At 70.4% G+C, this 16,206-nt stretch carries 9 protein-coding genes and 4 pseudogenes; 8 read left to right on the forward strand and 5 right to left on the reverse strand.

The window, feature by feature from the left end; all coding sequences use genetic code 11:
- Positions 1–648 precede the first annotated feature (648 nt).
- The 4 genes and pseudogenes from SY2F82_RS20490 (at position 649) to SY2F82_RS20500 (ending at position 4,677) form a co-directional block, all read left to right on the forward strand.
- On the forward strand, positions 649–2,058 hold the full coding sequence (locus SY2F82_RS20490; RefSeq protein WP_200420543.1) for a chitinase: 1,410 nt from the start codon (positions 649–651) through the stop codon (positions 2,056–2,058).
- Between the two features lie 44 nt (positions 2,059–2,102).
- Positions 2,103–3,335 (forward strand): annotated as a pseudogene (locus SY2F82_RS20495) (alginate lyase family protein); the annotation flags it as partial.
- A 54-nt stretch (positions 3,336–3,389) separates the two neighbouring features.
- Positions 3,390–3,752: an RICIN domain-containing protein gene (locus SY2F82_RS39025; protein WP_268980401.1), complete on the forward strand. Its 363-nt coding sequence runs from the start codon at positions 3,390–3,392 to the stop codon at positions 3,750–3,752.
- Between the two features lie 106 nt (positions 3,753–3,858).
- Positions 3,859–4,677 carry an SAM-dependent methyltransferase gene (locus SY2F82_RS20500; protein ID WP_200420545.1) on the forward strand — a complete coding sequence of 273 codons (819 nt, stop codon included), beginning with the start codon at positions 3,859–3,861 and terminating at the stop codon, positions 4,675–4,677.
- A gap of 85 nt (positions 4,678–4,762) precedes the next feature.
- Here SY2F82_RS20500 and SY2F82_RS20505 read toward each other — a convergent pair.
- A pseudogene (locus SY2F82_RS20505) lies at positions 4,763–4,942 on the reverse strand (DUF4328 domain-containing protein); the annotation flags it as partial.
- 232 nt (positions 4,943–5,174) lie between these two features.
- On the opposite strand from SY2F82_RS20505, the pseudogene SY2F82_RS20510 reads away from it, so the two are divergent.
- Positions 5,175–5,891: pseudogene (locus SY2F82_RS20510) on the forward strand (RNA repair domain-containing protein); the annotation flags it as partial.
- Between the two features lie 56 nt (positions 5,892–5,947).
- Here the strand turns inward: SY2F82_RS20510 and SY2F82_RS39030 are convergent.
- Positions 5,948–6,640 (reverse strand): SpoIIE family protein phosphatase, encoded by a 693-nt coding sequence (locus SY2F82_RS39030; protein ID WP_236041650.1) that lies wholly within the window; start codon positions 6,638–6,640, stop codon positions 5,948–5,950.
- A 34-nt stretch (positions 6,641–6,674) separates the two neighbouring features.
- On the opposite strand from SY2F82_RS39030, the pseudogene SY2F82_RS39035 reads away from it, so the two are divergent.
- Positions 6,675–6,893 (forward strand): annotated as a pseudogene (locus SY2F82_RS39035) (aldo/keto reductase); the annotation flags it as partial.
- Positions 6,894–7,053: 160 nt separating this feature from the next.
- Here SY2F82_RS39035 and SY2F82_RS20520 read toward each other — a convergent pair.
- Complete coding sequence (locus SY2F82_RS20520) at positions 7,054–7,959, reverse strand: LysR family transcriptional regulator (protein ID WP_200420618.1); 906 nt, start codon at positions 7,957–7,959, stop codon at positions 7,054–7,056.
- Positions 7,960–8,106: 147 nt separating this feature from the next.
- Between SY2F82_RS20520 and SY2F82_RS20525 the strand changes: the two genes are divergently transcribed.
- Positions 8,107–9,225, forward strand: a complete 1,119-nt coding sequence (locus SY2F82_RS20525; RefSeq protein WP_200420547.1) for a PrpF domain-containing protein — start codon at positions 8,107–8,109, stop codon at positions 9,223–9,225.
- Positions 9,222–10,619 carry a C4-dicarboxylate transporter DctA gene (gene dctA / locus SY2F82_RS20530; RefSeq protein WP_200420548.1) on the forward strand — a complete coding sequence of 466 codons (1,398 nt, stop codon included), beginning with the start codon at positions 9,222–9,224 and terminating at the stop codon, positions 10,617–10,619. Before SY2F82_RS20525 ends, dctA begins: the two co-directional genes overlap by 4 nt.
- Positions 10,620–10,725: 106 nt before the next feature.
- Here dctA and SY2F82_RS20535 read toward each other — a convergent pair whose 3' ends face one another.
- Together SY2F82_RS20535 and SY2F82_RS20540 are read right to left on the reverse strand one after the other, a co-directional pair.
- On the reverse strand, positions 10,726–12,726 hold the full coding sequence (locus SY2F82_RS20535; protein WP_200420549.1) for a TIM-barrel domain-containing protein: 2,001 nt from the start codon (positions 12,724–12,726) through the stop codon (positions 10,726–10,728).
- Between the two features lie 364 nt (positions 12,727–13,090).
- Positions 13,091–15,973, reverse strand: a complete 2,883-nt coding sequence (locus SY2F82_RS20540) for a glycoside hydrolase family 3 protein (RefSeq protein ID WP_200420550.1) — start codon at positions 15,971–15,973, stop codon at positions 13,091–13,093.
- Between the last annotated feature and the right edge of the window lie 233 nt (positions 15,974–16,206).

Below are 16,206 nucleotides of genomic sequence, written 5' to 3' on the forward strand. Positions count from 1 at the left end.
TTGACCGGCGTCCCGCTCCAATCGCCTGTCCCCGAGCCTCTGGTCCGCCGCTGCCGGCCTCGCCGAGCTCATCCGGGACGTGCGGCGTCTCACCGCCAGTCAGCTTCAGCAAGTCAGCGACATGGCGGAGTCCATGCTGCGGTAGCTCTGCGGACGGAGTCGGGCGGAGCCGGGGCGGTGTCAGGCCCACCCTCGCGGCCACGGCGACCGGGGCGGACGGGCGGTGCGCGGCTTCCTCCTGCACGGCGACGACGCGGGCAAGCCGCCGTGAGCAGTCGTCGTCCGCGTTCGTTGCCGTCATCGCCGTCGCCGGCCACCCCCAGCGCCCTGCGACGGCGAACGCGGTGGACCAACAGCGAAGGGTGCAAGGGCACTCGTTCCCCTTGCGGTGCTCGGCCGTCGCGCATTCAACTCCCGTACGCATCAAGGCGTCAAGGGAGTCGAGCGGGATCTGTGACGCAACTTCGTGAAACGGCGCTGCGGGCCGGGACGCGCAGCCGTTCGAAGAAGTCGAAGTCAGCGACGACAGGAACCTTTCCTGTCAGTTCTCTTGCGCATTGCTTTCTTCGCTAGTTGACTTCGCGCTGCTCGGCCGCTCCATCTCCTCCCCCACGAACCGGTCCCTCACCAGACCCAGTTGGATGGCCCATGCGCATCAGACATCTGTCCCCCCTCGTCGGCTTCCTGGCGTCGGTCTCCCTGCTCGGTGCCGCCCCTGACGCCCAGGCAGCAGCCAACCCCGGACCGGGCTTTCCCGCCCAGTACGTCGCGCCCTGGGTGGAGACCTGGAACCCCCCGTCCGCCATGGCGAACGCCCAGGCCGCCACGGGCGTCAACCACTTCCACCTCGGGTTCGTTCTCAGCGACGGCACCTGTAACGCCACCTTCAACGGCAACATGGCGATCGGCGACGGCGGCTGGACCACCGCGATCAACAACCTGCGGGCCTCCGGCGGCGACGTCATCGCGTCCTTCGGCGGCGCCTCCGGAACCGAACTCGCCCAGGCGTGCGGCACCGTGTCGGCTCTCCGGACCCAGTACCAACGGGTCATCGACACGCTCAACCTCACCCGGCTCGACTTCGACATCGAGGGGTCGGCGCTCAAGGACACCGCCGCCAACGACCGCCGGAACCAGGCCATCGCGGGCCTCCAGGCGGCTGCCGCGGCCGCCGGCCGGAAACTGGACATCGACTACACGCTGCCGACGAACCCCGACGGTCTCGACAAGGACGGGCTGAGCCTGGTCGACAATGCCAAGTCCCGCAATGTGAACGTCAACCTGGTCAACATCATGACCATGGACTACTACCAGAACGTCTCCGACATGGGTTCGGCCGCCGTCAGCGCCGCCACCGCACTCCACACCCAGTTGGGGAACGTCTGGCCCACGAAGACCTCCGCCCAGCTGTGGGCCATGGAGGGCAACACCCCCATGATCGGCGTGAACGACTCCCTCAACGAGATCTTCACGACGGGCAACGCCACCACGCTCACCGACTTCGCCAAGTCCAACGGCATCCAGCAGATCGGCTACTGGTCCCTCGGCCGTGACACGGCCTGTGCGGCCAACGGCACGCTCTCCGACACCTGCAGCGGCACCCCGCAGAGCCCCTACCAGTTCGCCCGCATCTTCAACGGCATCGGCGGCGGTGGCGGCGGCGGCACCACCCACACCGGTCCGATCACCGGCTACGCGGGCCTCTGCCTCGACGACAGGGGCGCTTCCACGGCCAACGGCAACCCGATCCAGGTCTACACATGCAACGGTACGAACGCCCAGACCTGGACGGTCAACGACTCCAACCACACCCTGCGGGTGCTCGGGAAGTGCCTGGACGTCACGGCCGGCGGCACCGCAAACGGCACCAAGGTGCAGCTGTACGACTGCAACGGCACGGGCGCGCAGGTATGGGTCCCGCAGGCCGACGGCTCGTTGCTGAACCCGCAGTCGGGCAAGTGCCTCGACGACACCGACTGGTCCACCACAGCCGGCACGCAGTCCCAGATCTGGTCCTGCGGCGGCAGCGCCAACCAGAAGTGGGTCCTGCCCGCCTGATCCGTTCCGCACCGGTAAGACCAGTCCGAAGGGCAGAACCTGCCATGCAACTGCGTCAATTCCTGCGGCGGATCCGCGCCGCAACCGTGCTTCCCGGAACCCTCGCGGCAGCGGCCCTGCTCTGTGGCGGCCTCGCCGGCCCGGCCTCCGCGCAGGGCACCGCCACCACCGGGGAGACGGTCGCCGCCTCACCCACCACCTTCACCCATCCCGGCGTGATGGTGAGCAGACCCCAGCTGGACTACGTCCGTGCCCAGGTACGGACAGGCGTCCAGCCATGGGCCTCCGCATACCGGCAGATGACGTCGAGTTCCTACGCCTCGCTGTCGCGCGTCCCCAAGCCGTGGTCGGTCGTCGAGTGCGGCTCCTACTCCAACCCGGACCACGGCTGCACCGACGAGCGGCAGGACGCCATCGCGGCCTACACCGACGCGCTGATCTGGTACGTCAGCGGCGACAGCCGGTACGCCGACAAGTCGATCCAGCTGATGAACGCGTGGTCCGCCGTGATCACCGACCACACCAACAGCAACGCCCCGCTGCAGACGGGCTGGGCGGGTTCGGTGTGGCCCCGGGCCGCCGAGATCATCCGCTACACCTACACCGGCTGGTCCTCCTCGGACATCGGCCGTTTCACGGCGATGCTGCGGAACGTCTACCTCCCCGAGGTCATCAACGGATCCAACAGCAACGGCAACTGGGAGCTTTCGATGATGGAGGCAGCCGTCGGCATCTCCGTCTTCATCGAGGACCCGGCCGGCTACGACTCGGCCATCAAGCGTTACCTGAACCGGGTCCCGGCCTACATCTACCTGTCCTCGGACGGCTCCCTGCCCAAGACGGTGCCCGGCAGCGGCCTGGACACCTCGCAAAAGGTGATCAACTACTGGCAGGGGCAGTCGACCTTCGTCACGGGCCTCACCCAGGAGACCTGCCGGGACTTCACCCACACTGGGTACGGCATCTCCGCGATCTCCCACGTCGCGGAGACCGCGCTGATCCAGGGTCAGGACCTGTACCCCCAGGTCGGTGAGCGGCTGCGGCAGGCGCTGGGCTTCCAGACCACCTACGAGAACGGCGCCGCGGTCCCGGCGTGGCTGTGCAACGGCACGCTCAACCTCGGTCTCGGCCCGGTCACCGAGCCCGGTTTCAACGCCATGCACAACCGGTACGGCTATGCGATGGCCAACACCCGGTCGTACACGGAGTCGCACCGTCCGCAAGGCACCAACAACCTCTTCGTGGCCTGGGAGACCCTGACCAACGCCGACAACCCCTACGTTGCCTCCAGTACGCCGCCACCGCCGTCCCCGGCCGGTCCTGTCACCGGTATCGGTGGCAAGTGCGTCGACGTCGCCGGGGCCGGCACCGCGGACGGTACGGCCATCCAGCTCTGGGACTGCAACGGCACCGCGGCCCAGCAGTGGACCGTGGCCACCGACGGATCCCTGCGCACCCTCGGCAAGTGCATGGACGTCACTGGCGCCGGGACAGCCGACGGCACCAGGATCCAGCTGTACTCGTGCAACGGCACCGGTGCTCAGCAGTGGAAGCCCCAGGCGAACGGCACCCTGGTGAACTCCGCGTCCGGGAAGTGCCTGGACGCCACCGGGCAGAGTTCCGCCAACGGCACGCGGTTGCAGATCTGGACCTGCGCCGGCACGCCCAATCAGCTGTGGACGCTGCCGACATGACCTGACGCGGCCGTGCGACCAGCGCGAGCCCACTTCGCGGGGAAGGTGCGCCCGAGGATTCCAAAGTGATGGTCAGCAGGCGACGTCACAGGGGAGGATTGTCGACATGACGGATGAAGGCTCCTCCATCGACCCCACCAAGCCCAGTATCGCCCGCGTCTACGACTACCTGCTCGGCGGCAAGGACAACTACGCCGTGGACCGGGAGATCGGCGACGTGTTCAAACGTGACCTCCCTGGTTCGGTGGCAATCGCCTTCGCCAACCGGGCAGCCCTGATCCGGGCGGTCGGGGAGATCGCGACGACCACCGACGTACGGCAGTTCATCGACTTGGGCAGTGGTCTTCCGACCGCCGACAACGTCCACCAGGTCGCGCAACGGCACGCTCCGGAGTCTCGGGTCGTGTACGTGGACATCGACCCCCAAGTGCTGGTCCACGGCCGTGCGCTGTTGGAGGAGAACGACCGGACCCGGTTCGTCCCGGCCGACGTACGCAACCCCGAAGACGTCCGTACCCACCCGGACACCCTGGAACTGATCGACTTCGATCGTCCCGTCGCCGTCATGTTCAGCGCGATCCTTCACCACGTCAACGACGAGGAGGACCCAGCCGGAATCGTCCGCTACTGGCGCGACCACGTGCCGTCCGGCAGCTACTTCTTCGTCAGCCACTTCCGTTCCGGCAACAACCCGGAGACAGCGGAGGCCGAGGCAGTCCTCCAGCGGACTTTCGGCCGCGGCCGGTGGCGCACCGACGAGGAGATCGAATCCCTGCTGGACGGCCTGGAGATCCTCGACCCCGGGATCGTCCCCGCGTCCCGGTGGCGTCCTGACGTGGTCGACAACCCGTGGAACAGCAGCGGCGAACGGGAGCTCACCGTCTGGGAACGTCTCATCGCCGCCGGCCTGGCCCGTAAGGCCTAGTGCCGCAACAGGCGACATTCGCCCCGTCGCGCGCCCCGGCACGCTCCCCCAAGCTCTTCGAGCAGGGGGGAGCCCCACTCGCCCATCACAAGATCGCGACCCGGACCGCCCACCAGGCGTTCACCAAAGCCGCCTTGCTCGCCTTCTGCGACACGCCGGCACTCGCGCGCTCGACGGCCAGCACGAACTGGCGTGGGAACCACCAGTTGAGCACGGGGACGAACCAAGCCACGACGAGCCACTCACGGCGGAAGCGGTGCTCGCACGGGGCGTCGGGGTACTGCGCGGTTCCGCGGACCCGGCGCTTGGTGGGACGCTACGCGTTCTCGCGCGCCGGTACTGACCGACCTGAATGGGGTGGTTGCGTGTGGCGGGCATACGTCACCTCCCTCACGCACCGCACCCGATTGATAGCGGTCGGCGATGGACAGCCCTCGAAGGCAGGATGAGCGGCACCCTGGAGGAGGAGAAGGTGTGACGGCGGGAGAGGGGGCGTGATGCGTACCAGCGACGAGATCTATCACTGGATCCGCTGGGACCCGCGGTTCGACCCGGCCCGGTTCGTGCTGGGGATCAGCCAGCGCGGGGATGCCTTCAAACGCATCCCGCTGCCTTCCTTCGTGCCCGGAGGCGACATCCCCTGGCATCGGGTGGTGTTCATCGAGGCGGACGGCGAGGTGGTCTGGGACCGGGCCACGGGTGTGGACCGCATCGACGCGTCGGGCGCCGGCCGGGTGCGGGCCCCGCGAGCGGACCCGGGCTTCGGCAGGGGCGAACCCGCCGGCGTCCTCGGCGTGTCCCCGACGACCCGCACGGCGGTGGCCTGGATCCCGCCCGCGGAGCTGTGGCCGCCGATCCAGGACATCCGCCGGGACTACGATCCACAGATCCACCGCTGGCCCCCGCACGTCAATGTCCTCTTCGGCTTCGTGCCGGAGTCCGACTTCGAGCGGGCCGCCCCGCTGCTCGCCGCGGCGATGGCCGAGACGCCGGTCTTCACCGCTCGGCTGGACGGGGTGCGCACCTTCCGGCACAGGGCGTACTCCACCGTGTGGCTCGACCCCGCGGCGGCCGGCACGGCGCCGTGGGCGGACCTGCACAGCGCACTGCAGCAGCGGTTCCCGCACTGTCGTGGGCCCGCCAAGAACTTCACCCCACACCTTTCCCTGGGCCGGACCCGGGATCCGCAGCGAGTCAGCGCCGACTGCGCCACCCGGCTCGACGCCATGACGGTGACAGTCTGGGAACTCGTCCTGCTCTCACGCAGGGGTCAGGGGCCGATGCGGCCACGTGCCACGGTCGCCCTGCGCACGGGCGAGGTCCGCCGGCTGCCCGCACCCGGCCCCGAAGCGCCCGGCCCGGAGGACACGGCATGGCTCTCCGATATCACCGACAGGTGAGGCCATGGCAGCTCCTCGGGCGCCAGGTGAACTCCGGCCTGGCGGAATTCCGGGCCGGGCAGGGGCCCGACCAGCATCCCGTCCACGTCCACAGCCGCCACGGCGCCACCACGGCGCAGCACCAGCGGCGGCGGATGCCCGCCGCCGGTGAGGACGACGTCCAGGGCGCCTCCGGGGCTCGGGCGGGCGGTGCCGATGACCAAACTGGCGAATCGTCCCGAGTCCGCCTCGAGCAGCGACTGGTTGAGCACGTCGAGCACACGGAGCGGCCGGGACTCGACGAGGGTTGGTCCGCGGCGCCGCCGGTGCCGTAACGAAGAGTGCCTTGACGGTTCGGTCGATCCGGGCGTCGACCACCGCAACTGCTGGGCGAGATCGTTTTCCGTGGGCATCCGGTCGCCCGGCACCAGCCGCGCCTCGGCGATGAACTCGAGGATTCGCTCGGCCACGATTTCGTAACCGGGGCGGTAGTCACGCTGCTCGTCCGAGTCTTTCGCCGCTGCTGCCGCAGCGGGAGAGGCCTGCGCAGGCAGGGCCGCTGCGATCGCGGGCGTGTCGTTCATCTGTCCTGCCTCCGGGAGTGACTGCGACGAGTGCATTGCCCAGGTCTGCGAGCGGCACGGCACCACCCTGCCGGCCGCTGCCATCGCCTTCCCCTCCACGCATCCCAGCGTCGTCAACGTCACCCTTGGCATGCGAACTCCGGAGCAGGTGGAGCGGAACGTGGATCTGCACCGGAGCGCCGTCCCCCAGGCTCTCTGGGACGACCTCAGGAGCCAAGGGTTGATCAGGCCCGACGCTCCACCTCCGTCGTGAGGTGAGCCCGCACCCTTTGTGGTGGACGTCTACATCGACGGCAGCCTCGTGCCCAGTCGGCGGCTGCCGGTGAGGCGGAAAGGCTGAGGGCGGCGAAGGTCCCAGGGGCTGGTCGGTGGCGGGAGCGGGTGTGGTCTGGCCATGCCTCCGCGTGTCACCGTCAGGGTGTTCGGGCCGCGGCGGTGTCGCGGAGGAGGCCGGCGAAGGTCAGGGCGGCGGGGGTGAGCGAGTGGTCGGCCATGCGAACCAGGAGGATGCGGCGGACGGGGGCCGGCGGCTGGAGGGGCAGGACGTCGACGCCGGGTCGGATGCCCTCCAGGGCCAGGGTGGGGGCGAGGGCGACGCCGATGCCGGCGGCGACCATGGCCTGGGCTTCCTGGTAGTCGTGGGCCTCGTAGGCGATGTGGGGCTCGAAGCCGACGGCGCGGCAGCCGCGGACGAGGGCTTCGGCCACCGGGTGATGGTCGGCGCGGGTGATCCAGGGGTCGTGTGCGAAGTCGGCGAGTGAGGCGGCGGCGCGGCCGGCGAGTGGATGGTGGTCGCTGACGAGAAGGGCCGGCGGGTCATCGAGGAGAGGGGTGATGACGATGTCCTCCCGGTCGATTCGGCTCCAGTCGTAGTCCCACATCAGCGACATCTCGATCTCCCGGTTCTCCAGCATCGTCCAGAGTCCGGCGATCCGGGCGCTGCGGACGGTCAGCCGTACGTCGGGGTGGGCGTCCCGGAAGGCGATCACGGCATGCGGGAGGAGCGAGGCGCCGACGGTGGGGAAGGTGCCGATGCGCAGTGTGCCCGCGCGCAGTCCGGCGTAGTCGGCGAGTTCGTTTTCCGCGGCCTGCAGTTCCCGTGCGATCCGTTGCCCTCGTTCGGCCAGCGCCCGTCCTGCGTCGGTGAGGGTGACGCCTCGGGCGTGGCGCTCCAACAGGGGCTGGCCCGCCTCCGTTTCCAGGCGGCTGATCTGCTGCGACACCGCTGACGGGGTGTAGTTGAGGGCGCGGGCCGTCGCGGTCACCGAGCCGCGCCGGGCGACCTCCGTGAACAGCAGGATGCGCCGGACGTCGAGCATGCCGCCACCTCCAGCGTTCACTTCACCTTAATAGCCATGCAGATTTCCGAGATTGTACTTCACGCTGCCGTAACCCACCGTGGAGGGCACCACGCACGGCGAGACCGTCGGGTGGACTTCCCTTTCCACGTCTGTGAGGAGTCGGTTGTGCTGCGTCTGCAGGGCGAGATGATCCGCGGAGGAACCAGCAAGTGCTGGATCTTCGACCACCGCGACGTGGCCGCCACGGGCGTGGACGTCGACGCCCTCCTGCTCGCCGCCTTCAACGCCGCCGACCCTCGCCAGATCGACGGCGTGGGCGGCGCCTCCTCCACCACTTCCAAGGCCGCCGTCGTACAGGCGTCGACCCGACCCGGTGTGGATGTCGAGTACGCCTTCGCGCAGGTCGGCATCGGCGACGAGCGCGTGGAGTGGGCCAGCAACTGCGGCAACTGCGCCACCGCCGTGGCCCTGTACGCCGTCCACCACGATCTCGTGCCGATCGCGTCGGACACCACCACCGTCCGCATGCTCAACGTCAACACCGGGGCCCGCCTCACCGGCACGATCCCCACCCCCGCGGGCATGGCCCCGGAGGAGGGCACGGCCGTGGTGCCGGGTACCTCGGCGCCCGGCGTGCCGGTCCTGCTCGGGTTTCAGGACCCGGCGGGCTCGACGACCGGCCGCGCCCTGCCGACCGGCCGGGCACTGGACGAGCTGACCGGACCGGACGGTCCCGTGGAGGCATCCCTGGTGGACGCCGGTGCGCCGGCCGCGCTGTTCGAGGCCAAGGCGTTCGGCCTCGACGGCACGGAATCCCTCACCGCGTTCGCCACCGCAGTGCCCGCGCTGACACTGCTGCGCCGCCAGGCAGCGCTGGCCATGGGCCTGGCCCGCGAGGGCGATCCGGTCAGCCACGCGGTGCCGAAGGTAGGCATCGTCGCCCGGCCCGCCCCCTATCGCACCACACAGGGCATACTCGTCAACCAGGACGAGTACGACCTGGCCGTGCGCATGGTCTCCATGCACGCCCCGCACCCGGCGATCGGCCTGACCTCCGCCGTGGCCCTGGCCACGGCCGCCGCCACCCCCGGCACCCTCGCCCACCGCGTCGCCCGGCAGACCGCCGACGGCACGCTGCGCCTGGGCACCCCCGCCGGCGTGGTCACCACCCAAGCCGTCCCCGCACCGGACGGCGCGTCCCCCACGGTGCTCCTGCACCGCGCCGCCCGGCGTATCGCCCGAGCCGAACTCCTCGTTCCCGTCCTGGAAGGACGCCCCGCATGAGCCGCAACGACGCCGCCCCGGGTACCGTCACCGCTCCACCGGGCCGCATCCGCCGGATGCTGTCCCACCTCTACATCCAGTGCCTGATCGCCGTCCTCCTCGGCGCCGCCGTGGGCGGGCTGTGGCCGTCCTTCGGCGCCGACCTCAAGCCGCTCGGCGACGGGTTCATCGCGCTGGTGAAGATGTTCATCGCGCCGATCATCTTCTGCACGGTCGTCCACGGCATCGCCTCCATGGGCAACGCCCGCGCGGTCGGCCGTGTGAGCCTGAAGGCTCTGGTCTACTTCGAGGTGCTGACCACCGTGGCCATGGTGATCGGCCTGGTCGTCGTCAACGTCGTCAAGCCGGGCAGCGGTCTGCACATCGACCTCTCGACCCTCACCACCAAGGGCCTGCCGCCGGAGGCGACCACGGCCCACGAGGGCTTCGCCGAGTTCGCCCTCGCCATCATCCCGGCCACCCTGGTCAGTGCCCTGACCGGCAACGAGATCCTGCCGGTGCTGCTGGTGTCGGTGCTGTTCGGCTTCGGCCTGCACGCCAGTGGGGAGGCGGGCCTGGGCATCGCCCGGGGCATCGAGAAGTTCTCCACGGTCCTGTTCACGCTCATCCGCTGGATCATGCGGCTCGCCCCCATCGGCGCGTTCGGCTCGATGGCCTTCACCATCGGCAACTACGGCCTGGGCACCCTGCGCCATCTGGGCCTGCTGGTCGGCTCGTTCTGGCTGACCGCCCTCTTCTTCGTCCTGGTCGTCCTCGGGACCGTGATGCGCCTGAACGGACTGCGGCTGCTGCCCTTCCTGCGCTACATCAAGGAGGAGCTGCTGATCGTCCTGGGCACCTCCTCCACCGAGCCCGTCCTGCCGCGCATGATGGCCAAGCTCCAGCACGCGGGTGCCTCGAAACCGGTCGTCGGCATCACGCTGCCCGCCGGGTACTCCTTCAACCTCGACGGGACCGCCATCTACCTGACCATGGGCTCCGTCTTCCTCGCACAGGCCCTCGGCATCGACCTCAGCCTCACCCAGCAACTGACCATGCTCGCCGTCATGCTGCTCACCTCCAAGGGCGCCGCAGGCGTCACCGGCTCCGGCTTCATCGCCCTGGCCGCCACTCTCAGCGCCGTTCCGCACGTCCCGGTCGCCGCCCTCGCGCTGATCTTCGGCATCGACCGGTTCATGTCCGAAGCCCGCGCCCTGACCAGTCTGGTCGGCAACGGCGTCGCCACCCTGGCCGTCGCCCGCTGGGAGGGGGAGCTCGACGAGGACCGTGCCAAGGCCGTCCTGCGCGGCGAGATTCCCTACGCCCCTGCCCCCGCTCCTTCTGCGGTGCCGGCCGAGACCGGTCCGAAGGAGACACCCGCATCAACCCGCGACCCCGTCCCCGCCGCAGGCTGACGTCGCGTGGGCGGGCCGGTCCGGAGCACATGCTCCGGACCGGCCCGCCCACGTCTCAAAAGGTCTCCCGACAACTGGCGAAGAGGGCCTCACGCCGGCGCACACGTCAGTACATCAGCGTCCCGGTAAGACGTGACCCGGCGCGGACGAAGACGGGTATGCGCTCGAGCGGAGCGGCGACGCGCAGCGTCTTGCCGCCCTCGTGTTCCGTGCCGCTCGCGGTGTCGATCCAGCGGGCCCCGTGCGGCAGGTGGACGGTCCGCTCGCGGGCGCCCGCCTCGATCACCGGTGCGACGAGCAGTTCGGGGCCGAGCATGTACTGGTCGTCGACGTCCCAGGCGGTCTCGTCGTCGGGGAAGTCGAAGAACAGCGGGCGCATGGGCGGGGCGCCGGTGCGGTGGGTGGTCTCGGCGAGCCCATGGAGGTAGGGGCGCAGGCGTTCGCGCAGCAGGAGGTGGTCACGCAGGATCGGGTAGGCCCGCTCGCCGTACGACCAGACCTCGTTGGGGCCGCCGCTCATCCGCGCGCTGAAGGGCTGATTGGGCTCGCGGTCGCCGTGCAGGCGCATGACGGGGCTGAAGGTGCCGTACTGGAACCAGCGGATGAGGAGTTCCCGGTACGCCGGGTCGTCCGGGTTGCCGCCCAGGAAGCCGCCGATGTCGGTGTGCCACCAGGGGATGCCGCTCATGGCGACGTTCAGACCCGCGCGGACCTGGGCGGCCAGGGAGTCGAAGGTGGGCAGGATGTCCCCGGACCACAGCGCGACTCCGTGGCGCTGGCTGCCGGCCCAGGCCGAGCGGACCAGGCTCAGCGGCTGGTCGTCGCCGGTTGCGCGCAGTCCTTCGGCGACGGCGCGGGCGTGCTCGTGACCGTATGCGTTGCCGACCTGCGGGCCCGGTCCGGCGTGGTAGACGGCTCGCGGCGCGAGACTCGGCGGCAGGTCGGGTTCGCAGGCGTCGAGCCAGAAGGCGGTGACGCCCAGTTGTGTGTAGTTGGCGCGGAGTTGCTCCCACAGCAGGTGCCGGGCGCGGGGATGCGTCGCGTCGTAGTACGCCATCGGCAGGGAGCGCTGGTCACCGCCGCGCGCCGGCCAGTGGTGGCGCAGCAGGCCGCCGTGGCTGTCGCGGACCAGGCCGCCGCAGGCGCGCAGGGCCTCGTAGTTGGCGCTGTCGTCCTGCAGGGTGGGCCAGACGGACACGACGAGACGTACGCCGAGGGAGCCCAGCTCCCTGGTCATGGCAGCGGGGTCGGGCCAGTCCTCGGGGTCGAAGGACCAGTCGCCCATGCGGGTCCAGTGGAAGAAGTCGCAGACGATGACGGACAGCGGCAGGCCGCGGCGGTGGTGCTCACGGGCGACGGCGAGGAGTTCGTCCTGTGTGCGGTAGCGCAGCTTGGACTGCCAGAAGCCGCTCGCCCAGTCGGGCAGCACGGGTGGGTGGCCGGTGGCGTCGGCATAGGCGGCCATGATCTCGGCGGGGGTGTCGCCCGCGACGATCCAGTAGTCGATCTGGCGGGTCTGCTCGGCGACCCAGCGGGTGGCGTCCGCGGCGAGTTCGACGCGGCCCGTGGCGGGGTTGTTCCACAGCAGTCCGTAGCCGCGGGAGGAGTGCAGGAAGGGGATCGAGACGACGGTGTTGCGCTGGACCAGGTCGATGACGCGGCCCTTGTGGTCCAGGCCGCCGTGCGGCTGCTGGCCCAGGCCGTGGATGCGCTCGCCGTCGTAGCCTTCGAAGGTCTGCTCGGCGGTGTAGGTGCCGTCGCCGCGCGGGGTGTGGACGCGGGGGCCGGGACAGCCGTGGTACGGCCGCTTCTCGGCCAGCAGTTCGCGGGCGTCCTGCCCCTCCCCGGTACGCAGGAAGTGCAGTCGCCCGTCCCCGTCGGCCTCCACGGTGATGCGTCCGTTGACCAGGCGGGCTGTACCGTCCTCGCGGACGTGCACCTCGGCCTCGCCCGCGTCCCGCACCGGCAGGTCGAGCGCCCAGCTCAGTTCGTCGTCGATGGTGTCGGCCGCCGCACGTACCCGGACCGCGTGCGGGCCCCAGGGTACGACGCGCAGCACCTCCCCCTGGGTGCGGCGCTCGATCCCGGCCTCGACGTGCTGATACATGGGCGGGCGGTTCCTTCCGATGAGAGTGGTGAGAGCGACACGGCGGGGGCCTGAGCACGGCCTGCGCCACGTGGAGATCGAGTTCACCGTCGAGTTCGACGGCCGGGACGGTGGCGTGCGGGTCGAGTGCCGACGCGGACGGTGCGGTGTCCCACAGCACGCCGGGGACGTCGCCGTAGCCGCCGGGGACTTCCCCGTAGCCGCCGGAGACGTCAGGGGTCAGCTCCTGACCGGTCCGAGAACGGTGACGCACTTGACGTCGTTGCGCAGGCCACGGACCGAGACGGTGTCGCCGGGGGCGCCGGAGTGAGTTCTGCCGCCTGGCCTCCTCGGAAGCGGCGATGCGCTCCCGCCCGCGCCGCTCTCAGACGGCTCCGGCCTCGCCGTGCGGGTCGTCGGCGGGCGAGTCGAAGCGGAAGGCGGCGAGGCGGAAGGCGCCGTGCAGGGTCAGCCGCAGGTCGTGGACACCGTCGCCGGGGGCCTCGGTGTCGGCGGTTGCCGTGGTCCACGTGTAGCGACTGCCCGTGACCGGTACGGCGATCTCCGTCAGAAGCCGGTCGCCGGCCCGGACCTCAAGGCGTGCTTCACCCGGCCCGGTGTCCTCCCGCGCGACCTCCGCCTCGAAGCGGGCGGCACGCGACAGGTCCACGGAGCGGAACAGCAGGGTCGCGGGGCGTGCGGGATCGGCCGGCGTCACCGCGTCGCCGGCAGTGCGGGTGGCGTCGACGAGGGTGACGTCCGTGTAGTCGTCGAAGTCGACGGCCAGGGTGCGCCGGTCGACGACCGCCCGGGGTGCGGGGGCCGTGCCGGTCACCGTCAACCGTGCGGTGAGGGTGACGTGTTCCGCGGAACGGGCGACGAGGACCTCGTAGGCGCCGGGGTCCACGGTGAAGGTCCCGGTGGCGACGTCCCAGTGAGCGAGCTGTTCGGCGGGCAGCCGGAAGGCCAGTTGCCGGCTCTCGCCTGCCTCGAGCCGTACCTTGCGGAAGTCCGCGAGCTTGAGCCGGGGTGCCTCGTAGCGGGTGTCCAGGGCACGGACGTACAGCTGGACCACCTCGCTTCCGGGCCGCGCTCCGGTATTGGAGAGCGCCACCGTGACGTCGAGCGTGCCGTCCTGCGCCACCGTCGCTGTGGACAGCCGCAGGTCGTCGTGGGCGAAGTCGGTGTAGGACAGGCCGTGGCCGAACGGGTACAGGGGTGCCGTGCGGTGGTACTGGTAGGTCCAGCCCGCCTTGACGACGTCGTAATCGAGGGGGTGCGGGAGCTCGTCGTCGCCCCGGTACCAGGTCTGCGGCAGCCGGCCCGCGGGGTCGGCCTCGCCGAGCAGCACGGCGGCCAGTGCCCGGCCTGTCTCCTGCCCGCCGTGGGACGTCCACACCACGGCGGGCAGGTGCTCGTCGGCCCAGTCGAGGGCGTAGGGGTAACTGCTCATGACGACCAGCGCCGTCTCCGGGCGGACCGCGGCCACCGTGCGCAACAGCGCTTCCTGGGTCTCGGGCAGGGCGATTCCGGTACGGTCCTCGGTCTCGCGGCCGTTGATGAGCGGGTGGTTGCCGAGGACGACGATCGCCACGTCGGCCGCCTCGGCGACGGCCTGGGCCTGCGCCGCGCCGTCCCGCAGCAGCTCCCGCTGCCAGCGTTCGGCGGCCTGCGGGGTTTCGGCGGTGACGCGGACGCGGCCGTCGGCGGGATCGACGACCGCGTAGCGGCCGGTGAAGACGTTGCGCAGGAGCACGGTGTCGGAGTCGCCGACCGGATCGGGCTCCAGGAGGAAAGTTTCGTTGATGAACCAGGTCTTGATGACCTCCTGGTCCGCGACGAGCGAGTCGTCGTCCTTGCGCGTGAGGTAGCGGCCGGTTGCGGTGTCGCGCAGGGTCAGGACACCGTTTCCCCACTCGGAGACGTCGAACGCGGTCCCGCCCAACGGGTCGCCCGTGGTGCGGGAACGCAGCGCGATCCGGTCGGCGCACTCCGCGGTGACGACGTCGCCCCGGCCTTCACCGAGCGCCGCGCTCAGCCCGGAGGCGATGCCGACCTGGTAGGGCAGGGTGCCGCTGTACCAGTCCTCGTACAGGGCGTCGGCGAGCGGGCCGATGACGGCGATCCGCGGTGCGCGGTCCGCGTCGAGGGGCAGCAGGCCGTCGTTCTTGAGCAGCACCACCGACTCGGTCGCGGCGCGCAGGGCGAGGGCGCGATGCTCGGCGCAGTCGATCACCTCCGGGCCGATGCCGCTGTACGGGTCGAGGTCCGGGTCGAACTCGCCGAGCCGGAAGCGGAGTTGCAGCTGGCGCCGTACCGCGCGGTCGACGTCCGCCTCGTCGATCAGGCCGCGCTCCAGCGCCTCGCGCAGTCGGCCGATCACGGTCGTGCTGTCCTCGTTCTGGTCGGTGAAACTGTCGATGCCGGCTTTCAGTGCGGCGGCGTGGCCCGCGGCGTGGTCGTCGAAGTAGTGCTCCTGGTCGACCAGGTTGGACGGCGCCTCGGCGTCGCTGACGACGAACAGCTCATGTCCGGTCGGCAGGACCCAGCTGCGCAGTTCGGTCTCGATGAGCGGACTGACGTGGCAGGGACGGCCGTTGACCAGGTTGTACGCGGCCATCGCGCCGGTCGCCGCGCCCGAGGCGACGACGGGCCGGAAGGCGGCCAGGTCGTACTCCTGCAGGACGCGGGGGCGCAGACCGGAGGAGGTGACGCAGCGGTCGTCCTCGTTGTTGTAGGCGAGGAAGTGCTTGAGCACCGCGGCCGCGCGCAGGTAGGTGGGGTGGCCGCCGGCCAGGCCCGCGCAGTAGGCCGTGCCCAGCCGCGCGGTGTGTACCGGGTCCTCGGAATAGCCCTCCTCGTTGCGCCCCCATCGCGGGTCGCGGAGCAGGTTCACCACGGGGGCCCAGGCCTGGAGGCTGTTGGTGCCGATGCCGTTCGCCGTCGGGCGGTGGTGGTGGAAAGCGCGCAGCTCGGTGGAGACGGCCTCGGCGACCTGGTGGACCAGGTCCTCGTCCCAGGTCGCGCCCAGTCCCACGGCCTGCGGGAAGACCGTCGCCTCGCCGAGCCAGGACACGCCGTGCAGCGCCTCCGTGCCGGTGCGGAACGCGGCGATGCCGAGGCGTTCGACGGCCGGCGCGTACTGGTGCAGCAGCGCGATCCGCTCGTCGAGCGTGAGCCGGCCGAGCAGGTCGTCGACGCGCTTGTCGATCGGCAGCGCCGGGTCGCGGAACGGGAGCCGGGCGGCGGGCAGGGAGGGAGAACCCACGAGGTAGACCCCTAAGCAGGCTGGGTGCGGGCTGTCGAAGCGCTTCGACGCTCTCACCGCAGCCACAGGCTGTCAACGACCTGGGACAAAAGAAATTTTCTTGATGCCTGCCCTCTTGTTTCGCAAGAAAGGTGTCAATAAGGTTCGGCCGCCAGGTGAAGCGCTTCGACGCTCCGAAGGGGAAGGGCCGCCGCCTTGAGTAACGAGTTGAACCGCAGAAGCTTCGTCGGCAC

The organism is Streptomyces sp. Y2F8-2 (genome assembly GCF_014905555.1).
Lineage (GTDB): Bacteria > Actinomycetota > Actinomycetes > Streptomycetales > Streptomycetaceae > Streptomyces > Streptomyces cynarae.

What these genes read in the sequence shown, in the direction of transcription:
- dctA (WP_200420548.1), top strand. Translation starts at nt 9,222, where the DNA reads ATGAGCCGCAACGACGCCGCCCCGGGTACCGTCACCGCTCCACCGGGC.
- SY2F82_RS39030 (WP_236041650.1), bottom strand. Translation starts at nt 6,640, where the DNA reads ATGAACGACACGCCCGCGATCGCAGCGGCCCTGCCTGCGCAGGCCTCT.
- SY2F82_RS20490 (WP_200420543.1), top strand. Translation starts at nt 649, where the DNA reads ATGCGCATCAGACATCTGTCCCCCCTCGTCGGCTTCCTGGCGTCGGTC.
- SY2F82_RS20520 (WP_200420618.1), bottom strand. Translation starts at nt 7,959, where the DNA reads ATGCTCGACGTCCGGCGCATCCTGCTGTTCACGGAGGTCGCCCGGCGC.
- SY2F82_RS20535 (WP_200420549.1), bottom strand. Translation starts at nt 12,726, where the DNA reads ATGTATCAGCACGTCGAGGCCGGGATCGAGCGCCGCACCCAGGGGGAG.
- SY2F82_RS20500 (WP_200420545.1), top strand. Translation starts at nt 3,859, where the DNA reads ATGACGGATGAAGGCTCCTCCATCGACCCCACCAAGCCCAGTATCGCC.